The organism is Aeromonas sp. R1-2, from assembly GCF_040908505.1.
Lineage (GTDB): Bacteria > Pseudomonadota > Gammaproteobacteria > Enterobacterales > Aeromonadaceae > Aeromonas > Aeromonas veronii.
Map to the genome: position 1 here is coordinate 24317 of NZ_JBFODU010000009.1, position 22092 is coordinate 46408.

The following is a 22092-nucleotide window of genomic DNA, read 5'->3' on the forward strand; positions in this document are numbered from 1 at the left end:
TCTGCTTTCGTTACTTTACAACATATCCATACTGACACGGTGGGTCAGGTTGCCTCAAAAACGACCAATCCACCAAAAAATATCAATAATATGGGGTGAAACCATGTACGAGAAGTCTGTTGTTATTACTGCTGAAAACGGCCTGCACACCCGTCCGGCAGCTCAGTTCGTGAAAGAAGCCAAAGAATTCCAAAGCGAGATCACTGTGGTCTCCGGTGGCAAGTCCGCCAGCGCCAAGAGCCTGTTCAAGCTGCAGACCCTGGGCCTGACCAAGGGTACCAACGTAACTATCCAGGCTGACGGCCCGGATGCTCAGCAAGCTGTTGAGAAGCTGGTTGCCCTGATGGACGAGCTGGAGTAATCCAGCTTTAGATTCCTCCCCCACAGTCGTTTTAATAGGAAGGATTATGATATCTGGCATTCTTGCGTCCCCCGGTATCGCATTCGGTAAGGCGCTTCTTCTGAAAGAAGATGAAATCGTTATCAATCAGGGCAAAATCTCTGCTGACCAGATTGATGCCGAGATCAACCGTTTCCTCGAAGCTCGTACCAAGTCAGCTACCCAGCTGGAAGCCATCAAAGAGATGGCCGGTCGCACCTTCGGTGAGGAAAAAGAGGCCATCTTCGAAGGCCACATCATGCTGCTCGAAGATGAGGAGCTGGAAGGGGATATCAAATCCTTCATCAAAGAGAACAAGGCTTCCGCTGACAAAGCCATCTATGAGGTGATCGAACAGTACGCCAAGATGATGGCCGAGCTGGATGACCCTTATCTGCGCGAACGCGCTACCGACTTCCGTGACATCGGTACCCGTCTGGTCAAGAACGTACTGGGCATCGCCGTTGTCAACTTGAGCACCATCGACGAAGAGGTGATCCTGGTCGCCAAAGACCTGACCCCGTCTGAAACCGCTCAGATCAACCTGAAATATGTGCTGGGTTTCGTCACCGACATCGGTGGCCGTACCTCTCACACCTCCATCATGGCCCGCTCCCTGGAGCTGCCGGCCGTGGTAGGCACCAACGACATCACCGAGCGCGTCAAGAACGGTGACATGCTGGTGCTGGATGCGATCAACAACCAGATCATCATCAATCCGACCGCTGAACAGCTGACCGAAGCCAAGAAGTTCCAGGCTCAGTTCCAGGCCGAGAAAGATGAGCTGGCCAAGCTGAAAGATCTGCCTGCCATCACGCTGGATGGTCACCAGGTCGAAGTGTGCGCCAACATCGGTACCGTCAAGGATACCGAAGGTGCCATCCGCAATGGCGCCGAAGGCGTGGGTCTGTACCGTACCGAGTTCCTGTTTATGGACCGTGACGCGCTGCCGACCGAAGAAGAGCAGTTCAAAGCCTACAAAGAAGTGGCCGAAGCGATGCCGGATCAGCCGATCATCGTGCGTACCATGGACATTGGCGGCGACAAAGAGCTGCCGTACATGAATTTCCCGAAAGAGATGAACCCCTTCCTGGGCTGGCGTGCCGTGCGTATTTTCTTCGACCGCGAAGACATCATGCACGCTCAGCTGCGGGCCATTCTGCGCGCCTCTGCCTTCGGCAAACTGCGCATCATGTTCCCGATGATCATCTCTGTCGAAGAGTTCCGTAGCCTGAAAGCTACCGTAGAGACGCTGAAAGCCGAACTGCGTGCCGAAGGCAAAGCCTTTGATGAATCCATCGAAGTGGGTATCATGATCGAGACCCCGGCCGCTGCCGTGATGGCTCATCATCTGGCCAAGGAAGTGGATTTCTTCAGTATCGGTACCAACGACCTGACCCAGTACACCCTGGCTGTCGATCGTGGTAACGAGATGATCTCCGCCATGTACAACCCGCTGTCACCCTCCGTCCTGACCCTGATCAAGATGGTTATCGATGCGTCCCACGCCGAAGGCAAGTGGACCGGTATGTGTGGTGAACTGGCTGGTGACGAGCGCGCTACCCTGCTGCTGCTGGGTATGGGTCTGGATGAGTTCTCCATGAGCGCCATCTCTGTACCGCGTATCAAGAAGCTTATCCGCAACACCAACTTCGAAGATGTGAAGGCAATGGCTGATCAAGCACTGAGCTTTGCCACCGCCGCTGAAATCGAAGCATGCGTAGATAACTTTATTAAGCAGAAAGCAGTCTGCTAAGATCGGCTGCAAACAGCGACAAATCATCTCTAGGAGCTTTATATGGGTCTGTTTGATAAACTGAAGAAACTGGTTTCCGACGATAGCTCTGACACCGGCGGCATCGAAATCTTTGCTCCGCTGTCTGGCGAAATCGTGCCGATCGAAGATGTGCCTGACGTTGTCTTCGCCGAGAAGATCGTTGGTGACGGTATCGCCATCAAGCCGGCTGGCAACAAGATGGTTGCGCCGTGCGATGGTACCATCGGCAAGATTTTCGAGACCAACCACGCGTTCTCTCTGGAATCCGACTCCGGTATCGAGCTGTTCGTTCACTTCGGTATCGACACCGTTGAACTGAAAGGCGAAGGCTTCAAGCGTATCGCTCAGGAAGGCCAGCAGGTCAAGCGCGGCGACACCATCATCGAGTTCGATCTGGCCGTTCTGGAAGCGAAAGCCAAGTCTACCCTGACTCCGGTTGTTATCTCCAACATGGACGAGATCAAAGAGCTGATCAAAATGACTGGTGCCGTGACTGTGGGCGAGACCCCGGTTATCCGTATCAAGAAGTAATGCCCGGCTGGCTCACGCCAGTTGCGCAGTAAAAAACCGAAGCCTTGTGCTTCGGTTTTTTTATGGCCGCGAGTCGGCTTTTCTTTCTGGTTATTACTCTATTCCGTCGAGATGACAACCCGGTTACGGCCCTGATCCTTGGCCTGATAAAGGGCCCGGTCAGCCATCATCAGCAGATAGTCGATGCTCTCTTGCCCCTTCATGCTGGCACACCCCAGACTGATGGTGAGGGAAAGCTGCTTCCCCTGCCATGGCAAGCGGGTGGAACTGACATGCTGGCGCAGCTGTTCGGCGCGCCGTGCTGCCTGTTCAATATCGCAACCAGGCAGGATCAGCAGGAACTCCTCTCCGCCCCAACGGGCCAAACTCTCCCCCGGCAACAGCTGGCCCGCCATAGCGTGGGCGACGGCGCAGAGCGCGGCATCGCCCGCAGGGTGGCCGTAGCGGTCATTGACCTGTTTGAAATGGTCGATATCTCCCAACACCACCGAGAGGGGCTCACCTTGCAACCAAAGGGCCTGCAACTGTTGCTGGGCGCCACGCCGGTTGGTCAGTTCGGTGAGCGGATCGGTGCAGGAGAGGCGGCTCACCTCTTCCACCATGCACTGCAGGTCGTGGATATCGCGAAAGGTGACGATATGGCCATCCGGGATGGCATCGGCTCCCAGCTGGGCAGTGACGATAAACCAGCGTGACTGACCGCTCTTGCAGCGGATCAGCGCAGGCATCTCGGCGACCTCCAGCCCTTGCGACAAGCTCTGTTCCACCTGGGAGTGCCAGGAGTCGATGATGGTGCGGCGATACCCTTCATCCGGGTAGGCGACCTGAAACCAGGAGGCCATGTCCGGCAGATCGTCAAGGTTGTAGCCCAGCTGCTCAATAAAGGCTTTATTCAGGAAGCGGTGGCGCCGCTGCGGGATCATGTCGGGTGAGCAGCCATCGTGACGGGCAATGGATTCGGACACCAGAATAGGCAGCGGGATCACATCGAAGGAGCGAAACAGGATCTGTTGCAGTTCTCGGTCATTCATAGGAAAAGCGGCTCCACGATGCATCTTTTATATGCTTTACCATAGGTCAGACCAGTGTGGTGGTAAACCGATTTATGGCGGTTACGCCGCCGGTTTTTCAGCCAATGGCAAAGGCGAGAAAACGGCGGAGTTGTTTGCCGTGGCCGTATCGGGTGAAAGCAGGGCAGGCTGAGGAGAAGGGGCAGAGCAAAAGGGTCAAAAAAACCCACATGGTCAGGCACATGTGGGTCGGGAAAAACCAGACAGGGTAAAACAGACACTCCCTGTGTCGGTCATCTTCAGCTCAGGTGGAGGTGGTCCATCTGCTGGAGCTTTTCGGGCCAGGGCCCCTGCTGGTGGTCACCAAATCTTCACACGCTCGGAAGGTGGCAGATAGAGCTTGTCTCCCGGCTTGATAGCAAAGGCACTGTAGAAGGCCGGTATGTTGACGACGACGCCGTTGACCCGGTACTCCAGCGGTGAGTGGGGATCTGTCTTGAGCAGAACGGCAGCGAGCTCGGGCCGGTACTTCCCTTTCCACACCTGAGCCCAGCCGATAAAGAAGCGCTGCTCGGCGGTGAAGCCATCGAGCACCGTTGGCTGGCGGCTGCCCAGGGCGAGCCGGTACGCCTTGTGGGCGATGGTCAGGCCGCCGAGATCGCCGATGTTCTCGCCAAGGGTCAGCTGGCCGTTGACATGCTCCCCCTTGATGGGCTCGAAACGGTCGTACTGTTTTGCCAGTTTTTGCGCTCTGGCGGTGAACTCCTTGAGATCGGCCGGAGCCCACCAGTTGTGCAAGGCACCGTTGCCATCGAATTTGGCCCCCTGATCATCGAAACCATGGCTCAACTCGTGACCGATGACCGCGCCGATAGCGCCATAGTTGACCGCATCATCCGCCTTCAGATCGAAGTAGGGCGGTTGCAGTATGGCTGCCGGGAAGACGATCTCGTTGTTGTTCGGGTTGTAGTAGGCGTTCACCGTCTGCGGATTGTCGAACCACTCCTCCCGATCCACCGGTTGATGGAGGCGGGCAAGGTGCTCGTTGTAACGCACCGTGGCCGCGCGCTGGGCATTGCCGACCAGATCATCGGGACGGATCTCGATTGCGCTGTAATCCTGCCACTGGTCGGGATAGCCGATTTTGACCCGTACCTTCTCCAGTTTCGCCAGCGCCTGCTGTTTGGTCGGGGCAGACATCCAGTCGAGCCCACCGATCTCCTGGCGATAGGCAGCGATCAGATTGCGTACCATGGTCGCCATCTGTGCCTTGGCTTCGGCCGGGAAGTAGTGCTCCACGTAGAGTTTGCCCACCGCCTGACCCAGATAGTCGTCCAGCACCTCCATGGCCTGCTTCCAGGGCTCCCGCTGCCGGGGGATGCCGCTCAGGGTCGTGCCGTAGAAAGCGAAGTGCAGGGCATTGCTCTGGCTGTCGAGATAGGGCGCATAAGTGCGTAGCAGATGGAACAGGCAGTAGGATTGCCACTGCGCGATGCTGGTCTCCTGCATCACGGCGGCCAGCTTCTCCAGATAGTCCGGCTCACTGACGATGATCTCCGTTTCCCCGGCGATACCGGCCTCTGTCAGGTAGCGTTGCCAATCCAGTGTGGGCAGCAACTGACTGAGGCGAGCGATGGGCAGTTTGTTGTAGGTGAGGTTGTCATCCCGTAGCTTGACTCTGTCCCACTGCAGGCTGGCGAGGCGGGTCTCCAGCGCCAGAATGCGATGGGCCTGTTCGCTCGCCCCCTCGATGCCTGCATGGTGTAGCAGGGCGGTAATGAACTGCTCGTAGCTGGCCCGCACTGCCTTGCTGGCGGCATCTGCTTTCAGGTAGTAGTCCCGATCCGGCAGACCGAGACCGGATTGCTGCAGGTGGATCCCGTAGCTGTCAGGCTGCTTCTTGTCGGCCATGAACCCGATACCAAAGGGTGCGCCGCCCCCCAGCTTGTTAACATGGGCAAAGTAGGTGGCCAGCGAGGCGCCATCATGGATGGCCATGATCTCGTCGCGTAGCGGCTGAATGGGGGTCAGCCCTTTGGCATCCCGTCCGGCCTGATCCAGATAGCTGGCGTAAAGATCGGCGATCTGCTGGTGAGGGGTTCCGGCCTGTTGCGGGCGCTTGAGCAGCGCCTCCAGCAACACCTTGCGATCCTCCAGCGACTTGTCTGCCAACAGATTGCCGATGGTCTGCCCCGGCATGTCATCCGGTATTTGGGTCTGGGCCAGCCAGTTGCCGTTGACGTGGCGAAACAGATCGTCCGCCGCGCGCACGCTGTTATCCATGCTGGCCAGATCCACCCCGGCGTGGCCGCTGGCGGCACCGGTGCATGGGGCCATGCCGATCAGGGCCAGCGCAATCAGGCTGGCGATCATGCTGCGTTGCTGTTTCATCTTGTGTGTCCTGTATGGGGTGCCAGTAGTGAATTGGCTATACCCGATGGTCAATCAGCTGCGAACGACCGAGAGGAAGCGACCGTCGTGATTGAAGGTGCAGGTAAAGTCGACCGCATCATCGTCGGTCTCGTACTGGCCATAGACCTTGTATCTGTGGCCACTCTCTTCTGCCGACTCGGTGGTGATATCGCGCGGGGAGACATGGAATTTGCTGGCTGCTTCCCCCGAGCAGTAACGGGGCATCTTGCTGGTGGCCATATGCTGGTCATCGCTATCGTCATGCTGGCCATCATGCTCGTGTTTGTTATCGCTGTGCTTTTTCCCGGCGTAATAGCCAGCGGCGCCGATGGCACCCAGCGCAGCTGCACCTATCAGGACTTTCTTGGTATCCATATTCTGGCAGCCGCTCAATGCCAGACAGGCGGCCAACCCCATTACCATCAAGGAGTGTTTCATCTCTCGGATCCTTTCAATTATCAAATGAGCAAGTCGGTGTCAGCCGGACGGTGGTCACAGTGCCCGGCGCTGGAATGGCGCCACTTTGCAATGGTCAGGATGAAGAGGACACTCAAATAAAATTAAAAAAAGTTATAAAAATCCGGGAGCCGGAGCGAGCGCGGTATGGGGGCGCGGTGAGGGGAGAAGGGCGCAGGTTTCATCCATGCGGTAAGTAGTGGTGTGGGGCAAGTGTCTGTTTTTAGACTTTTATTTCTCTTTATATTTTATCAAGGGTGATGGCTGCCAGTTGTGCGGCGGCCAGCCATGCTGGCGGTGGATAGCCGTCTCTATCGCCACAAACTGGCATAAAAAAGCCGCTCACCTGGGTGAGCGGCTGTTGTCATCAGAACCGTGCAGTTCGCTATCAGACTGGCTGCTTGCCATCTTCCGCGGGCGGCGGCAGGGCGGCGGAGTTGGACTCCACCTTCTGCTCTTCGCCCTGCATGTTCTTGATGTAGACATCCATCTGGTTGAAGGCGATCTCGATGCCATTCTCGCGGAACAGCTGGTCGATCTTGCGGTTCAACTCGTCCACCGCCGGGTTGCGATCCCCCAGTTCGCTCACGAAGAAGCGCAGCTCGTGATCCAGCGTGCTGGCGCCAAAGGTGAGGAAGTAGACGATGGGAGCCGGGTCTTTCAGTACCCGACTGTTTTCGTCGGCCGCCTGTTTGAGCAGGGTGCGGGTCAGTTCCAGATCCGAGCCATACGCCACGCCCACCCGTACGATCACCCGGGTGACGGTGTCACTCAGCGACCAGTTGATGAGCCGTTCTGTCATCAGCTGCTGGTTGGGGATGATCACCTCTTTGCGGTCGAAGTCGGTCAGGGTGGTGGCGCGAATGCGGATCCGCGAGACGGTGCCGGAGAAGGAGCCGATGGTGACGGTGTCACCGATCCGCACCGGACGCTCGAACAGGATGATGATGCCGGAGACGAAGTTGGAGAGGATCTCCTTCATGCCGAAACCGATACCGACTGACAGACCACCCGCTACCCACTGCAGCTTGTCCCACTGCACGCCCATCATGGAGAGAGCGGTGAGGGAGCCAAAGCCGATCAGCACATAGTTGAGCATGGTGGTGATGGCGTAGGCGGTCCCCTGAGCCAGGTTGAGCTTGGAGAGCACCAGCACCTCCAGCAAGCCCGGCAGGTTGCGCGCCAGTGACCAGGCACCGCCGAGCAGCAGGAAGCCGATCAGCACGTCACTCAGGCTGATGGGGAAGAGCACGGCGTTGGCGCCGGTGCCTTCGCTGCGGTGCCACAGCACCATGCTGTCGAGGTAGGAGAAGACCGCGACCAGATCGGACCAGAGCCAGTAGAAGGCGACGCCAAAGATCAGCATCAGCACGGTACGGGTCAGACGCAGGGACTGCTGGCTGACATCCTCCAGATCCATGGGCTGCTCTTCAATGGACTCACCACCTTCCGCATCTTCCGAAGATTTGTGCTCACGCTTGGCCACCGCACGGCGGTAGGCCAGACGACGGGCCGCCAGCTCCAGACCACGCAGGGCGGTGCGGTAGACCAGGCTCCAGATGATGATGAGGTAGAAGGATTCGATCAGGCGACCGGTCAGCTTCAGCGCGGTGTAGTAGTAACCGAGCACGGCCAGCACGATCAGCGCCACCGGCGCCAGCGCCAGGGCGATGGCGATCAGCGACTTCTGCATGCTCGCCTCGCCCTTGATGCGGGCGCGGGAGATGGGGAACACCAGATAGGCGGCCAGCCCCAGCAGGGTCAGGGTCATGGCCTGACCGATCACGTCGTTGCCCAGGGTGGAGGGTTCAACCACCGCCTTGGTTGCGAGCATGATGAGCGGCAGCAGTGGCAACCAGATGTAGCGCATGCTGTTGCGCTTGGCCTGCAGCTCCGCTTTCGGGATCCGGAAGTGGGTTTCGGCGATGCCGCCCGGGCGCATCACCGCCAGATAGACGCTGAACACCAGATAGCCGAGGGCGAGGTTCAGGGTGATCTGGAACATCAGCTTGGGACTGAGCAGACCGCAGTAGGTGAGCAGCAGACCGCCAGCCAGAATGAACATGCTGCCCGGCAGGCGTTGCAGCACGGTATAGAGCAGGGCGCGCGGGGTGTGCCACTGGCTGTCCTGACGGAAACGGCCAAGGTCCTTGGTGATCTTCTTCTCGCGCTCAACCAGCGCCGGACGTTTCCAGACCAGCAGGCCGCCGATCAGCAGCAGCGGGAAGGCTAGCAGGGAGATCCCCAGCAGCTCTTCGCGCCAGCGTTTCCAGTCCGGTTTCAATACCCAGTCGGAGGCCTGTTTGTAGGCCTGGGCGGGCCAGCTGATAAACCACTTGCTGTCGATGGGCTTGTTGCTGCTCACCCAGAAGATGTGTTGCTGCAGGGTAAATTCGATAGAGGCATAGACCCGCGCCAGCTGCTGCTGGGTCAGCTGCAGGCTGATGGCGTTGGTGAGCTGGCTGTCGAGTTGGCGGTTGAGCTGATCGAGCAGATTGATGCGGGTGTCGAGCAGCTTGGCAAGGCTCTCTTTGTCCTCCTCGCTGACCGGATCCTTGCTGCCGGCGATCAGATTGTCCAGATAGAGGTTCTTCTGGAACAGCTGGTCACGCTGCTGGCTCAGTTCAAACTGGGCCAGATGCAGATCGGCGATCTGCTCTTCCAGGTTTTTGACAGCGATGGTGGGTGCCGCTTCCAGCTGCTGATAGAGCTGATAGAGGATGCGCGACAGCAGCAGATTGCCCTTGAGCATCTGCACCTGTTCATTGAGGTTGCGTTCGGTCTGGATGCCGCGCTCCAGCCAGCTCTTGGCTTGCAGGTTTTTTTGTACCAGCGAGTTGAGGCTGGTGGTGGCACCGATCAGCTGCTGGCTGAGCTGGTGGTTGAGCTCCTGCTCTTTTTGCACCAGCGGGCTGTCTTCGGTCGCCACCAGTTCACCGGTCTGCTCGGCGGTTTTCTCTGTGTCGCCAAGGCGCTTGGCGCTGCTCTGATCCTGCAACAGCTGCAGTTTCTGCTCTTCGCTGGCGAGACGGGCACTCTGGTAGTCGCGCTGCTTGATCGCCAGATCCTGCATGCTGGTACGGTTATCCAGCTCCTTTTGCAGGTGGGCCAGTTGCAGGTCGAGCAGGGCCAGTTCGGCACCGAGCTTCATCTTCTCGGCGCTGGAGACGCTTTCACCTGCGTTGAGGCGGGTACGGATCTCCTGACTGCGCTGGTAGGCACGGCTCATGCTGGCCTGGGCCCGTTCCGGCAGGGTCTGCAAGCTGGTGAGCTGGCTGCCGATGGCGCCGAGGGCCTCCTGCGCCGCCTGCATGTTGGCCAGCACTTCCGGCTGACGGCTGTCGAGCTCTGCCAGACTCATGCTGGCGTATTCGCTCTTGATCTGCTCGGCACTCTTGCCCTTGGTCAGGGCATCGAGCTTGGCGCTGATCTCTCTGAGTTCGGTGGGCAGGTTGCGGATCCGCTGGGCCTGAGTCTTGGCCTTTGCCTCTTCCTTGTCGATGCTGTCGAGCAGGCCGAGGGTTTCGGTCAGCAACTTCTGATCCGCTTGCTGACTGACGGTCAGGGTCTCTGATTTACCCAGACCATCAAGCGCTCGCTGAACAGCGTTGCGAGAGGGGACATCTTGCGCCATGGCTTGCGGGACGCAGAGGCTGGCGAGGAGACAGAGCAGCGGCAACAGGGTGGCCGAGACTCTTTTAAAACGTATTGAGGGCATATAACTTCCGGGTTATTACGCGATATTCGGGAGATTTCCCGCATAGATTAAATTCGCGTGGATTCTAACACCGGGCTTGTCAGGTAAGCAGGGGGGAGGGACAAAAAAAACGGCGCCCGCAGGCGCCGTTTTCAACTCGTTCAGCTCTGATTAAAGAACGTGAACAGAAGCGGTGTTGGTGGTGCCGCTCGGTACCAGAGCACCGGAGACCATCACAACCACGTCACCTTTCAGACCCATGCCGATTTCCAGCGCGGCTTCTTTACCGATGCGATAGAAATCGTCGGTAGAGGCGATGCTGTCAACCACGTGAGCAACCACACCCTTGGTCAGAACCAGCTGGGCAGCAGTTTTCTTGTTGGTGGTGATAGCCAGGATCCAGGCTTTCGGGAAGTACTTGCGAATGGCCTTGGCAGACTTGCCGCCTTCGGTAGCGACCACGATCAGCGGGGCGTCCAGCTTCTCGGAGGTCTCTACGGCGCCTTTACATACGGCTTCGGTGATGCGCAGCTTGTTGCTGTCGTTTGCAGCAGACAGGTTGGACGGCATCACGGCATCGGTACGCTCGCAGATGGTGGCCATGATGGTCACGGCTTCCAGCGGGTACTTACCTTTGGCGGATTCACCGGACAGCATCACTGCGTCGGTACCGTCCAGGATGGCGTTGGCCACGTCACCAGCTTCGGCGCGGGTCGGACGCGGGTTCTTGATCATGGAGTCCAGCATCTGGGTGGCAGTGATAACCACTTTGCGGGCTTTGTTGCACTTGGCGATGATCATCTTCTGGGCGAAGATAACTTCTTCAACCGGGATCTCTACACCCATGTCGCCACGAGCAACCATGATGCCGTCGGAAACAGCCAGGATCTCGTCGAAGTTGTCCAGACCTTCCTGGTTTTCGATCTTGGAGATGATCTGGATGTTCTCGCCACCGTGGGCTTTCAGGTGCTCACGGATTTCCAGAACGTCTTCTTTCTTACGGATGAAAGAAGCAGCAACGAAATCAACGCCTTGCTCGCAACCGAAGATCAGGTCGCGCTTGTCTTTCTCGGCCAGGGCCGGCAGCTTGATGGAGACGCCCGGCAGGTTAACGCCTTTGTTCTCGCCCAAGTCACCGTTGTTCAGCACTTTACAGATAACTTCGCGCTCGGTGATTTCGATAACGTCCAGACCGATCAGGCCGTCATCAACCAGAATGCGGTTGCCGACGCGCAGATCGTTGGCGAAACCTGCATAGGTCACGGCCACTTTGTCTTTGTTGCCAACCACGGTTTGGTCGGTGGTGAAGGTGAAAGTCTGGCCAGCGACCAGCGCGACGTCGTTGCCGCCTTCCAGCTTCATGGTACGGATTTCCGGACCCTTGGTGTCCAGCAGGATAGCGGCGTGCTTGCCGGTCTCGGCCATTACAGCGCGCAGGTTGCTGATGCGGCTGCCGTGCTCGGCGTAGTCACCGTGGGAGAAGTTCAGGCGCATGACGTTCATGCCGGCGTCCAGCATTTTGGCCAGCATTTCTTTGGATTCGGTCTTCGGACCGATGGTGCAGACAATTTTGGTCTTTTTCATGTCAATCTTCATGGTTAAGGAATTTCCGCCGAGCAATATACACCAGTTTTTGGAATCTTTTTATGATCCAGAAACAACGTTTTGACCAGATAACGTTTTCTTTTCAGGGATAACGTTTTCCTGTGAGTCACATTTTAGAGCATACGGCCACAGGTTCGGGCTGAAGGGATACAAATGTTGCCATCTGTGGTTGTTTGGCCGGGTTGAGGTTCAGATGTTGTAAAATGACCACCCGTCCGCTGTCACCGTCTTGTCACCGGCTTGCGCAAAAATGTTAGTTCATTGGCGCACGGGTGAAGGAGGCCGGGATGAAAAACAGCCATGAAACCGGATGGGCTCTGCTCTTGCTGGGCGCCGCCCTGCTGCTGGTTCAGACGCTGCCAGCCCGCTACTGGCCTGATAATGCCGGTCTGCTGGCGATCTTCTCCCATCCAGTGAAAGGGGAGGCTGCCGCCGAGGGATTGGCGTGGCGAGAGTGGCAGGATCACAGTGCAGCGACCTGGATGGCGCTTCGTGCAGCCCGACTGCAGCCGGAAGCGCCGCAGCCTTGATATCTATTGCTGCTTACCGGTCGTGAAGGCGTGAAATTATCAACCATTAGTTGATAGTTCTTATCTATCTTGCCGGATTGTCCACCTTTCATGGCAGGGGGATAATCGATTCCAACAGCGATATCCCCTCCGGTATCGCCCCCTGATACTTTGTTGGAGTCTGCTTTATGTCCCTCGCCCCCGTCTGGTTTATCTCTCACGGCGCACCGGATCTGGTGCTGCGTGAGCAACCCGCCACCCGCTTTCTGCGAACCCTGCGTCTGGGTGAGCTCAAGGGGCTGGTGGTCATCTCCGCCCACTGGTTCAGCCGCGAGCTGCAGATCAACGTCGAGCCCAAACCGGCGCTAATGTACGACTTTTACGGCTTTCCCGAGCCCCTCTACCGGATGCGCTGGCATGCCAGCAGCCCCGAGTGGCTGCAACAAGGGGTGAGCGACCAGCTGGCACTGGCCGGACTGACCGCCACCCCGGTGCGGCGCGAGCTGGATCACGGGGTCTGGTCACCGCTCTCCCTGATCGACCCAAACAGCGAGATCCCGCTGGTGCAGATCTCCATTCCAGCGAGCTTCACCCCGGCCCAGTTGTGGCAACTGGGAGAGATTTTGGGGGCGCTGCGCAGTCAGGGTATTGGCATCCTCGCCTCTGGCGCCATCACCCACAACCTGCGGGCGCTGGCACCGGAAGGCTCGCCAGTGCCGGAGTGGGCCAGCCAGTTTGTCGACTGGCTGGAGCAGAAGATGGCCGACGAGGATCGGCTGGCGCTGCTCGACTATCGCCAGCAGGCTCCAGGCGCGGTGGAGTCTCATCCCCACGATGACCACCTGCGCCCGCTCTTTGTGGCGTTGGGGGCCGCCGATGGTGTGGCGCCGACCCGGCTGCACGAGAGCTGGGATGGCGGCAGCCTCTATATGGGCGCCTACCGCTTCGGTTGATTGCCTCTCAGCAAGACCCCGCCAATTGGCGGGGTCTTGTTATTTACGGCGTGGGGGGGAGCCGAAGGCTCTCAGGGAACCACTACCCGGCTCTCGCCGCCGCCGAGAGCTTCGACCCTGATCTGCACGCCAATCCGCTCCACCAGGGTCTGGACGTGGGAGATGACCCCGATCTGGCGACCGGCGGCTTGGAGGGCGTCGAGGCTGGCGAGCGCCAGATCCAGACTATCCGGATCGAGGGTGCCAAACCCCTCGTCGATAAACAGCGACTCGACCTGGGTCTGCCGTGACGAGAGGCTGGAGAGGGCCAGCGCCAGCGCCAGCGACACCAGAAAACTCTCGCCACCGGAGAGGGAGTCCACCGAGCGCACCTCGTCCCCCATATCGAGATCCACCACCTGCAGCGCCAGATCGGTGCCGGGCACCCGCTCCAGCCGGTAGCGCGGTGATAGTTCGGCGAGCTGGGCGTTGGCTTCCAGTAGCAGACGCTCGAGGGTGAGGCTCTGGGCGAAGGTGCGGAACTTGGCGCCGTTGGCCTGCCCAATCAGATCGCACAGCTGCTGCCAGTGGTCGGCCACCGCCTGCTGGGCGGCCAGCTCCTGTTGCAGGCTGCCTGCCTTGAGGGCGGCGGCTTCGGCCTGTGCCAGCTTGCTCTTGCACTCGAACAGCTGCTCTTCAAGGGCGCGACAACGGGCATCGAGCGCCGCCAGTTGATCGCTCAGCTCTGCATCCGGCAGGGCGGCCAGCTCGGGGTGGTGCTCGCGATAGCGATCCCGCTTGCTCTCCTCCAGTGCCAGCGCCCGTTGCCGCTCGGCAAGGCGGGTGCGCGCCTCGCCAACAGCATCCTCCAGCCCTTGCAGGGCGGCGCGGCGTGCCTTGAGCTCATCGGGGCTGATGGCAAGCAGGCGGCGAAGGTCGTACTCGGCAATGCCGAGGGTACTGGCGTGGGCAGCCCAGCGCCCCAGCACCTCCCGCTTGCGGCGGCTGCTGGTCTGCTTTTCCTGCTCCACATGAGTGAGGCGGGTCTTGAGTTCGGTCTGCCGCTCCCGCAGAGCGCGGGCGCCGCTTTGCATCAGCTCCAGTTCGTTGGCGAGTTGTTGCAGCCGCTGTTGCCAGCGGCTCTCGACCAACGGGATCTCCTCGCCATTCAGACAGGCGGCGCGGCTGGTGAGCAGCCCCTGCCGCTGCTGCTCATGCTCCTTGTAGTCCCGCTCGAGTTTGTGCAGCAGCTCGCGCTGGGTCTGCAGGCGCGCCTCCTGCGCACTTAGTGCCGGGGTGAGGCTGGCGATCTCGCTGGCCAGCCGCTCCCACTCGCTCTGGCCGTGCAGCCAGGCTTCGCAGGCTCGCTGCCACTCGTGCCACTGCTGGCTGCCGAGCCACTGGCGCCACGGTTGGCCGCCCATCTGCTCGTCGAGGCGGTGGGCGCCTTGCTCAAGGCGCTGGCGCAGGGTCGCCTCCTGCTCGCCCATCCCCTTCACTTCCCCTTCCAGCGCGATGCGCTGGCGATCGGCCTCCTGCCACTGCTGGTCAAACTGCTGGTGCTGGGCAGCCAGTTGGCTCAGTTGCTGACGCACCCCTTGCAGCTGTTGTTGACCAAGCTGGGCCTGACGCAGCTGCTGCTGGCTCTGGGCCAACCCCTGCTCCAGCGCCTGGCCATGGCCAAGCAGTGTGCTCATCAGCTCGTTCCACTCAATGGGGCTTTGGCGCAGCGGCAGCGGATGGCCGAGCAGGGTATCGCCTCCCAGCTGTTGCCAGCGCTGGGTCAGCTGCTCGGCGCGCGCCTCCAGCTCCGGCAGGTGCTGCTGGCGCACTGCTAGCTGGCGAGCCAGCTCCTGACGCTCACTTTCGCACTGAATGTATTGATGGTTGAGCCGCTCCCATTCGAGTTCGAGGCTGCGGACCCGCTCCGCCAGTTGACCGAGAATACCCGCCACCTGGGGTTGGCTCTGGCTGTAGGGGTGCTCCCCGGAACCGCACAGCGGGCAAGGTTCGCCATCGCTCAGGATATGGCGATACTGCTCGAAGCTGGCGATGGCGCGGGACTGCTCCAACGCATGGCGCGCCTCATCCCGCTGCAGGGCGAGCCGCTCGCGGGCGGGGGCCAGCTCTTCACCGAGGGTGGCGAGTTTGCCGAGCGCCTGCTCCAGCTGGGCAATCTCCTGCTGCAAGCGGCCATGCTGCTCGCCGTGGTTGCGGCCATAATCGGCCAGTTCCAGCAGCTGGCGCAGCTGACCCAGTTGTTCAGTCTGCTGCTGCCACTGCTCCTGCGCCTTGGCGAGGCGGCTCTCCCACTGCTGCTCCTGCAACTCGTTCTGTTGCTGTTGCAGCCGAGCTTGTTCATGTTGCCAGTAGTCGCGCTCCTGCTGACCTTGCTCCAGCTGGCGCTGCAACTGTTGCAGGGCGCGCAACTTGTGATCGCGCAGGGTGAGCAGTTGCTGCAGCTTGTCGGCATCCCCGGCCCAATCCTGCATGGCGGTGAGCAGGGGCTGCCACTGGCGAGCAACCGGTGCCAGCTCCTTGTGCTCTTCGAGCCAGAGCCCCCACTGCTGGTGCTGCTGCTTGAGCAGTTCCACCTGTCTGCTCTGCTCGCGCCAGCCCTGCTCGAGGGTGAGCTGCACTTCTCGCTCCTGTGCCCCCTCCTGCTGGATCTTCTGCAACTGCTGCACTTTTTCCCGGATGCGGGTATCGAGCTCCTGCGCCCGCTTGAGTTCGGGTTGCAGGGCACCCCATTCCCGCTCGGCGGCGATCTTCTCCGCCAGCAGTTGCTGCTCGGTCAGCGCGCTCTGCTGGGTCTGCTCCTCGAGCTTGGCCAGCTCCGGCCCCAGCTCGGCGATCACCTTCTCCTGCTGCTGCACTTCCAGAGTGAGGCGGGCCAGCTCGTCGTGATCGGCGCGGGCCACCTGGGCCTGTTCGGCACGAGCGAACTCCTCGCGCTCGGGGGCCGCGGCGCCGTGGGCCTGCAGGGCGGCATCGAGCGCCGCTTGCCCCTCGGCGCAGCCCTGCAACTGGGCTGCAATGCGGCTGTTGAGGTCGCGCAAGTCCTGCATCAGCTGCTGCTGTTGCTGTTCATGCTTGAGGGTGGTGGAGAGGCTTATCTGCTGGCTTACCCACTGTTCGCGGGTGGCCTCGTCCATCAACGCCACGTCGCCGAGGCGCTGGGCGATGGTGGCCAGCTTCTGCTGCTCTTCCCGCGCCCGTTCATAGGTCTGGATGGAGATGGCGGAGTAGAGCTCGGTGCCGGTCATCCGTTCGAGCAGGGCGGAGCGCTCGTTGGCATCCGATTTGAGGAAGGCGGCAAACTCCCCCTGCGGCAGGATCACCGCGCGGCGGAACTGCTCCCAGGAGAGACCCACCAGCTCGTCGATGCGATCCTGCAGCTCCCGCTTGCTGCCGGAGAAAACCTGCCCGGACTCCACATCGGTCAGGGTGCGCTCTTGCGCCTGAAAACGCCCCTCCGAGCGGTTTCGCGCCCGGCGCACCGCCCAGCGGGCCAGCCAGATGCGGCCATCGCAGCCACGAAACTGCACCTCGGCAAAGCCGCTGGCGTGGCCGCGACTGAGAATGCCGCGCACGTCGTTGGCCTTGAGCTTCTCCTCGTCATCCATGCGGCCCACTTCGGCCACGTTCTTGCGATTGGCAATAAAGCGCGGCATCTCGTCGTAGAGGGCCAGACAAATGGCGTCGAGCAATGTGCTCTTACCGGCGCCGGTATTGCCGGTGATGGCAAACAGACCGGCGGCGCCGAGCGCCCCCCTGGTAAAGTCGATGGTGAAGGGGCCGGTCAGACTGGCCAGATTCTCACCTGACAGAGACAAGATTTTCATTGGTTTGACTCCTTCACCTGCTCCAGGATCTCTTCAAACGAGGCAACCAGCCCAGCCTCGGGCTCCCCTTCGAACTGGCGCTGATAGCAGAGGCGAAACACCTCGGTGGGGGAGAGCTCATCGAGCCTGCGCCGCTCGCGACCATCGGCCAGCCCTTCGCCCGAGCCCTGATATTGGGTGCTGATGCGGGCCAGACGCACCGGTTTGTCTGCGATGGCAGCGAGGATTCGCTCGCGGATGCGGGCCTCGGGCTTTGGTAGCAGCAGCCGCACTTCGAGGAAGGGTTGTGCCTCTTGTGGACAAGCAGGCAGCTCGAGCGAAGCGATGGCTTTGAGTGCGTCGTCGAGGGTGCTCTGGGGCAGGCGGATCATCTCCACCGCGCGGGGCACCGGGATCCGCTCCAGCCCGGCCAGTTTCCCCCTCGCAAAGGTCACTTCCAGCACCTGATGGTTGTAGTTGGCTTCGGCAAGCGAGAGCGGTAGTGGCGAACCGCTGTAGTGCACCCCCTCGGCCGGGCTCTGGGCCAGATGGAGGTGGCCGAGCGCCGTGTAATCAGCCGCGGCAAACAGGTCGACAGGCAGGGCGTGCTGGTTGCCGCCGAGCACCCGCCGCTCCGATAGCTCGGAGAGCTGGCCCGCCGCCAGATAGGCGTGGCCCATGGCGATGAGCGGCAGCGCCTCCCCGCAGCGGACGCGCCCTTCGGCCAGCACTTCTGCGTAGACCTGTCGAACCCCTTCGATCAGCCTGTCTTGTCCTTCTTCCAACGACTCTACCCGCAGATCGCTGCTGCGCAGGAACGGCACGGCAGCGCACCAGGCAGCAATGTTGCCCTCCCGGTCTTGCAGCGGCACCAGCAGACGGTTGGTGTCGAGTTTGCCATCGCCATCGCGGCTGATGCTGCCCACCAGATGCAGGTCAAAGGCCCGCAGCAGCTCGTGGGGGGCATCGAGCTTGGAGGGGGAGTCGTGGTTGCCGCCGATCAGCACCATGTTGAGGCGGGGCATTTCGGCGCGCAGCCGCGCCAGAAAACGGTAGAGTTGTTGCCAGGCGCTGGCGGGGGGATTGGCGGTATCAAACAGATCACCCGCCACCAGCAGGGCGTCGATCTCGCGCGCCTTGAGGGTGTCGCTCAGCCAGTCGAGAAAGGCATCGTGTTCAAAACGGCGGTCATGACCATGGAGTTGATGGCCAAGGTGCCAGTCGGCGGTATGGAGGATTTTCATTGGAAAGCAGCCCGGTTGCAGGGACGGTGCCTGTGGCACCCGATGAGGACAAGATGAGGATGCCCCGTGCTTTTTTCAAGTAAAACAGGGGGCTGGCATCGATTCAGGCGGGTTCGCAGCACATCCGGTATTGGGGGTGGCCGGTAAGGGGATCGGACTCCTCGGCCTCGATAACGAAGCCGTGGCGACGATAGAAACGCACCGCCTGATCGTTCTCGACAAAGACCCGGGCGTGGAGCGACGCCCCCTGACGCTTGGCCTCCTGCAGCAGGGCGTGGCCGACACCGCGCCCCTGACGGTCGGGGCGCACGAAGAGTGCGGCGAGATAGTTGTCCACCAGCGCCATGAAACCGAGCAGATCGCCACGCTCCTCGAACACCCAGATGGCGGCGCGATCGAGATAGCGGGTACGAAGATCCTCCTGGGCCTGCCACCAGCAGGAGGCATCGACGAAATCGTGGGCCTGCAGGGAGGCCAGCAACCAGATTTCGACGATCTCTTCCATGTCTTCCGGGCGACTGGGCCGCAACATACCTTCATCCTTATTAACAATTTACTTTCGCAGTCTAGGAGAACTTGATGAACAAACTGGTGACATAAATGAGACCCTGTGAGGTCGATCGCCCTTTATTTAGCGAGAATGATTGGCTGATCACAAAGCGCCTCTCTAGTACAATGCCCGCCGGACAATCTAGAGACCGAGGACGCCATGTGGTTTAAAAACCTGCAGATTTATCGCTTTACCCGCCCCTTTGACCTGACCGTTGATCAGCTGGAAACCCAGCTGGAAGCCTGTGCCTTCACCCCTTGCGGCAGTCAGGACATCTCCCGTTTCGGGTGGGTCAAGCCCCTTGGCAAATTCGGCTCAACCCTGACTCACTCTGCCTCCGGCCACATCCTCATCTGCGCCCGCAAAGAGGAGAAGATGCTGCCCGGTACCGTGGTCAAGGAGATGCTGGCCGAGAAGGTAGAAGCGCTCGAGTTCGAACAGGGACGTGCCCTCAAGAAGAAAGAGAAGGAAGCGCTGAAAGAGGAGATCCTCCACACCCTGCTGCCCCGTGCCTTCAGTCGTACCAGCCAGACCTTCGCCTGGATCAATCCGGCCGACAATTTGATGGTGGTGGATGCAGGTTCTGCCAAGAAAGCGGACGACCTGCTGGCTCTGTTGCGCAAATCCATCGGCTCCCTGCCGGTGGTGCCGGTGGCTCTCAAGAACCCGCCGGAGATCACCATGACCGAGTGGTTGAACGAGGGCAACCTGCCCGCCTCCTTCACGCTGGAAGATGAAGCCGAGCTGCGCAGTGCCATGGAGCACGGCGGCATCATCCGCTGCAAGCAGCAGGATCTGATGACGGATGAAATCAAGAACCATCTGGCCAACGACAAGCTGGTGACCAAGCTGGCCCTCAACTGGGGCGAGACCGTCAGCTTCGTGCTGGGGGATGATCTCTCCATCAAGCGTCTGAAATTCAGCGAAGAGCTGCGCGAGCAGAACGACGATGTCACCAGCGAAGATCCGGCTGCCCGTCTGGATGCGGACTTCGCGCTGGTCACCGCTGAGCTATCCCAGTTTATCCCGGCGCTGTTTACCGCCCTGGGTGGCGAAGAGCAGTCCATCTAACCGGACTTGCGCCTGTTTGGCCTCTGCCATCCCATCGTAAAAGCCGCCTTCGGGCGGTTTTTTTATATCTATTGCGGATAGCCATTATTGATAGATAAGTAAGATATTGATCTTGTTCAATAACTTGAGCTGTCAGCGCCAATCGTGACATAGTCCCTCTTCATGGTCATAAAACAGACAAGGAGAGTGTCATGTTGCGCAAACCTCTGGGGCTGGCTGTCGCCCTTGCCCTGCTGGCCGGTTGTGCCAGTGACAACGGCTTTCACTACACCCCGCCAGTCCAGACCCTGATCGCACCCGAAGCCTCCAGTGGCTGGACCGACAAACAGGGCTGGCAGGGCCATGACTTCATGGTGGCGGCCGCCAACCCGCTGGCGGTGGATGCGGGCTACCAAATCATCAAGGCCGGTGGCAGTGCTGTCGATGCTGCCATTGCGGTGCAGCTGGTGTTGACGCTGGTGGAGCCGCAATCCTCCGGGATCGGTGGCGGGACGTTGCTGCTGGTGTGGGATGGCCGCAAGGTGAGTGCGGTGGATGGCCGCGAGACGGCGCCGGTTGCCGCCACCGATCAGCTGTTTATGCAAGATGGCAAGCCGCTGGCGTTTTATGACGGGGTGGTGGGAGGCCGCTCGGTCGGCGTTCCCGGTACCCTGCGCGCTCTTGCACTGGCCCATCAGCGTTATGGCAAGTTGCCCTGGGCTGCGCTGTTCGAGCCTGCCATCACGCTGGCAGAACAAGGATTTGTGATTAGTCCACGGCTGGCCACATTGCTGGCTAGGGATCCCTATCTGGCACGGGATCCGGAGGCGCGTGCCTACTTCTATCAGGCGGATGGCAGCCCCAAAACGGCGGGTACCCGGCTGACCAATCCGGCGCTGGCCAAGGTGCTGCGCACTCTGGCCACAGAGGGGGCGGATGCCTTCTATCGGGGGCCGCTGGCGGATGCCATGGTGGCCAAGGTACGCCAACATCCCACCAACCCCGGGGTACTGGCGGCCACTGATCTGGCCAGCTATCAGGCCAAAGTGCGGGATGGCCTCTGCTTTGACTATCGCCAGAGCAAGATCTGCGGTTTCCCCACTCCCTCATCCGGCACCCTGGCGCTCGGCCAGATCTTCGGCATGCTGGAGAGCCGTGATATGGCGGCCCTCAAGCCGATCACCACGAAAGAAGGGGGGCTGGCAGCCTCCAGCGAGGCTATCCACCTCTACAGCGAAGCGGCGCGTCTCGCCTTCGCCGATCGCAACCAGTACGTCGCCGACAGCGATTTTGTCAGCGTGCCAGTGAAGGGGCTGCTGGACAAGGGCTATCTGGCCGAGCGCGGCAAACTTGTCGGTCAGCACTCCATGGGGATTGCCAAGCCCGGTACGCCGCCACTGGCGCTGGCGCGCGGCAAGGATGCGACTCCGGAACTCCCCTCTACCAGCCATGTCTCGATTGTCGACAAGGCGGGGATGGCCATCTCCATGACCAGCTCCATCGAGGATGGTTTTGGATCGCGTCAGATGGTCAACGGCTACCTGCTCAACAACCAGCTCACCGATTTCTCCTTCACCTCGGTAGATGCCGCCGGTCTGCCGGTGGCAAACCGGGTGGAGCCGGGCAAGCGGCCCCGCTCCTCCATGTCACCCCTGCTGGTGTTTGACAAGCCAAGCGGCGAGCTGACCATGACGCTGGGCTCGCCGGGGGGCTCCGCCATCATCAACTACGTGGGCAAGACCCTGCTCGGCACTCAGGATTGGGGCCTGAACCTGCAACAGGCCATCAATCTGCCCAACTTTGGCAGCCGCAACGGTCCCACCGAGCTGGAAGCGGGACGCACCCCCATGTCGGTGGTCGAGGGGCTGAAGGCGAGGGGACATGAGGTGGTACTGAACGAGCAGACCTCCGGCCTGCAGGGGGTTGAGCGCAACACTGGCGGCTGGTTTGGCGCAGCCGATCCGCGCCGGGAAGGGATCGCCAAGGGGGAGTAAGGTTCCCATAACAACAAGGCCAGCATAATGCTGGCCTTGTTGTTGATGGAGCGTGACGGAGCGCTTACTGGATACCCAACAGCTCCACGTCAAAGATCGGCACGGGCGCGCAGTGGGATATT

Annotated in this window: 15 protein-coding genes; 7 read left to right on the plus strand and 8 right to left on the minus strand. The window is 60.4% G+C overall.

Features of this window, described 5'->3' with window-relative positions:
• The first annotated feature begins 103 nt into the window (after positions 1-103).
• From AB5Y76_RS01710 to crr, 3 genes are read left to right on the plus strand one after another with little or no spacing between them, the layout of a single operon-like run.
• Entirely contained in the window at positions 104-361 is a 258-nt protein-coding gene (locus tag AB5Y76_RS01710) for an HPr family phosphocarrier protein (protein ID WP_005338266.1), read from the plus strand.
• 46 nt (positions 362-407) lie between these two features.
• Positions 408-2135, plus strand: coding sequence for a phosphoenolpyruvate-protein phosphotransferase PtsI (ptsI, locus tag AB5Y76_RS01715; RefSeq protein ID WP_019446785.1), 1728 nt, complete (start codon positions 408-410; stop codon positions 2133-2135).
• Between the two features lie 42 nt (positions 2136-2177).
• Entirely contained in the window at positions 2178-2687 is a 510-nt protein-coding gene (crr, locus tag AB5Y76_RS01720; RefSeq protein ID WP_005338264.1) for a PTS glucose transporter subunit IIA, read from the plus strand.
• A gap of 98 nt (positions 2688-2785) precedes the next feature.
• On the opposite strand, the gene AB5Y76_RS01725 is transcribed toward crr, so the two are convergent.
• The 5 genes from AB5Y76_RS01725 to pykF form a co-directional block, all read right to left on the minus strand.
• Positions 2786-3718, minus strand: a complete 933-nt coding sequence (locus AB5Y76_RS01725; RefSeq protein ID WP_115522356.1) for a GGDEF domain-containing protein — start codon at positions 3716-3718, stop codon at positions 2786-2788.
• 339 nt (positions 3719-4057) lie between these two features.
• Complete coding sequence (locus AB5Y76_RS01730) at positions 4058-6088, minus strand: M13 family metallopeptidase (RefSeq protein ID WP_263717903.1); 2031 nt, start codon at positions 6086-6088, stop codon at positions 4058-4060.
• Between the two features lie 54 nt (positions 6089-6142).
• Positions 6143-6547, minus strand: a complete 405-nt coding sequence (locus AB5Y76_RS01735; RefSeq protein WP_042052664.1) for a hypothetical protein — start codon at positions 6545-6547, stop codon at positions 6143-6145.
• A gap of 406 nt (positions 6548-6953) precedes the next feature.
• Positions 6954-10283: a mechanosensitive channel MscK gene (mscK, locus tag AB5Y76_RS01740; RefSeq protein ID WP_263717902.1), complete on the minus strand. Its 3330-nt coding sequence runs from the start codon at positions 10281-10283 to the stop codon at positions 6954-6956.
• 150 nt (positions 10284-10433) lie between these two features.
• Positions 10434-11846: a pyruvate kinase PykF gene (pykF, locus tag AB5Y76_RS01745; protein WP_031227651.1), complete on the minus strand. Its 1413-nt coding sequence runs from the start codon at positions 11844-11846 to the stop codon at positions 10434-10436.
• Between the two features lie 308 nt (positions 11847-12154).
• Here pykF and AB5Y76_RS01750 point away from each other — a divergent pair, with 308 nt between their 5' ends.
• Both AB5Y76_RS01750 and AB5Y76_RS01755 read left to right on the plus strand, forming a co-directional pair.
• Positions 12155-12397, plus strand: coding sequence for a hypothetical protein (locus AB5Y76_RS01750; protein WP_263717901.1), 243 nt, complete (start codon positions 12155-12157; stop codon positions 12395-12397).
• A gap of 167 nt (positions 12398-12564) precedes the next feature.
• Entirely contained in the window at positions 12565-13329 is a 765-nt protein-coding gene (locus AB5Y76_RS01755) for a class III extradiol ring-cleavage dioxygenase (RefSeq protein ID WP_263717900.1), read from the plus strand.
• A 71-nt stretch (positions 13330-13400) separates the two neighbouring features.
• Here the strand turns inward: AB5Y76_RS01755 and AB5Y76_RS01760 are convergent, their stop codons facing one another.
• The 3 genes from AB5Y76_RS01760 to AB5Y76_RS01770 all read right to left on the minus strand — a co-directional run bounded on the left by AB5Y76_RS01760 (position 13401) and on the right by AB5Y76_RS01770 (position 18908).
• On the minus strand, positions 13401-17153 hold the full coding sequence (locus tag AB5Y76_RS01760) for an AAA family ATPase (RefSeq protein ID WP_368177654.1): 3753 nt from the start codon (positions 17151-17153) through the stop codon (positions 13401-13403).
• Positions 17150-18376, minus strand: coding sequence for an exonuclease SbcCD subunit D C-terminal domain-containing protein (locus AB5Y76_RS01765; protein ID WP_263717898.1), 1227 nt, complete (start codon positions 18374-18376; stop codon positions 17150-17152). The genes AB5Y76_RS01760 and AB5Y76_RS01765 overlap by 4 nt, the downstream gene beginning before the upstream one ends.
• 103 nt (positions 18377-18479) lie before the next feature.
• Complete coding sequence (locus AB5Y76_RS01770; RefSeq protein WP_005338252.1) at positions 18480-18908, minus strand: GNAT family N-acetyltransferase; 429 nt, start codon at positions 18906-18908, stop codon at positions 18480-18482.
• Positions 18909-19085: 177 nt separating this feature from the next.
• Between AB5Y76_RS01770 and rdgC the strand changes: the two genes are divergently transcribed.
• Together rdgC and ggt are read left to right on the plus strand one after the other, a co-directional pair.
• Complete coding sequence (gene rdgC / locus AB5Y76_RS01775; RefSeq protein WP_263717897.1) at positions 19086-19997, plus strand: recombination-associated protein RdgC; 912 nt, start codon at positions 19086-19088, stop codon at positions 19995-19997.
• 191 nt (positions 19998-20188) lie between these two features.
• Positions 20189-21970, plus strand: a complete 1782-nt coding sequence (gene ggt / locus AB5Y76_RS01780) for a gamma-glutamyltransferase (RefSeq protein WP_263717896.1) — start codon at positions 20189-20191, stop codon at positions 21968-21970.
• Positions 21971-22092: the final 122 nt, after the last annotated feature.

Coding starts and splice junctions, on each gene's coding strand:
- AB5Y76_RS01750 (WP_263717901.1), top strand. CDS start 12,155: ATGAAAAACAGCCATGAAACCGGATGGGCTCTGCTCTTGCTGGGCGCC.
- AB5Y76_RS01710 (WP_005338266.1), top strand. CDS start 104: ATGTACGAGAAGTCTGTTGTTATTACTGCTGAAAACGGCCTGCACACC.
- AB5Y76_RS01770 (WP_005338252.1), bottom strand. CDS start 18,908: ATGTTGCGGCCCAGTCGCCCGGAAGACATGGAAGAGATCGTCGAAATC.
- AB5Y76_RS01725 (WP_115522356.1), bottom strand. CDS start 3,718: ATGAATGACCGAGAACTGCAACAGATCCTGTTTCGCTCCTTCGATGTG.
- AB5Y76_RS01730 (WP_263717903.1), bottom strand. CDS start 6,088: ATGAAACAGCAACGCAGCATGATCGCCAGCCTGATTGCGCTGGCCCTG.
- ptsI (WP_019446785.1), top strand. CDS start 408: ATGATATCTGGCATTCTTGCGTCCCCCGGTATCGCATTCGGTAAGGCG.
- pykF (WP_031227651.1), bottom strand. CDS start 11,846: ATGAAAAAGACCAAAATTGTCTGCACCATCGGTCCGAAGACCGAATCC.
- AB5Y76_RS01765 (WP_263717898.1), bottom strand. CDS start 18,376: ATGAAAATCCTCCATACCGCCGACTGGCACCTTGGCCATCAACTCCAT.
- ggt (WP_263717896.1), top strand. CDS start 20,189: ATGTTGCGCAAACCTCTGGGGCTGGCTGTCGCCCTTGCCCTGCTGGCC.
- AB5Y76_RS01760 (WP_368177654.1), bottom strand. CDS start 17,153: ATGAAAATCTTGTCTCTGTCAGGTGAGAATCTGGCCAGTCTGACCGGC.
- rdgC (WP_263717897.1), top strand. CDS start 19,086: ATGTGGTTTAAAAACCTGCAGATTTATCGCTTTACCCGCCCCTTTGAC.
- crr (WP_005338264.1), top strand. CDS start 2,178: ATGGGTCTGTTTGATAAACTGAAGAAACTGGTTTCCGACGATAGCTCT.
- AB5Y76_RS01735 (WP_042052664.1), bottom strand. CDS start 6,547: ATGAAACACTCCTTGATGGTAATGGGGTTGGCCGCCTGTCTGGCATTG.
- AB5Y76_RS01755 (WP_263717900.1), top strand. CDS start 12,565: ATGTCCCTCGCCCCCGTCTGGTTTATCTCTCACGGCGCACCGGATCTG.
- mscK (WP_263717902.1), bottom strand. CDS start 10,283: ATGCCCTCAATACGTTTTAAAAGAGTCTCGGCCACCCTGTTGCCGCTG.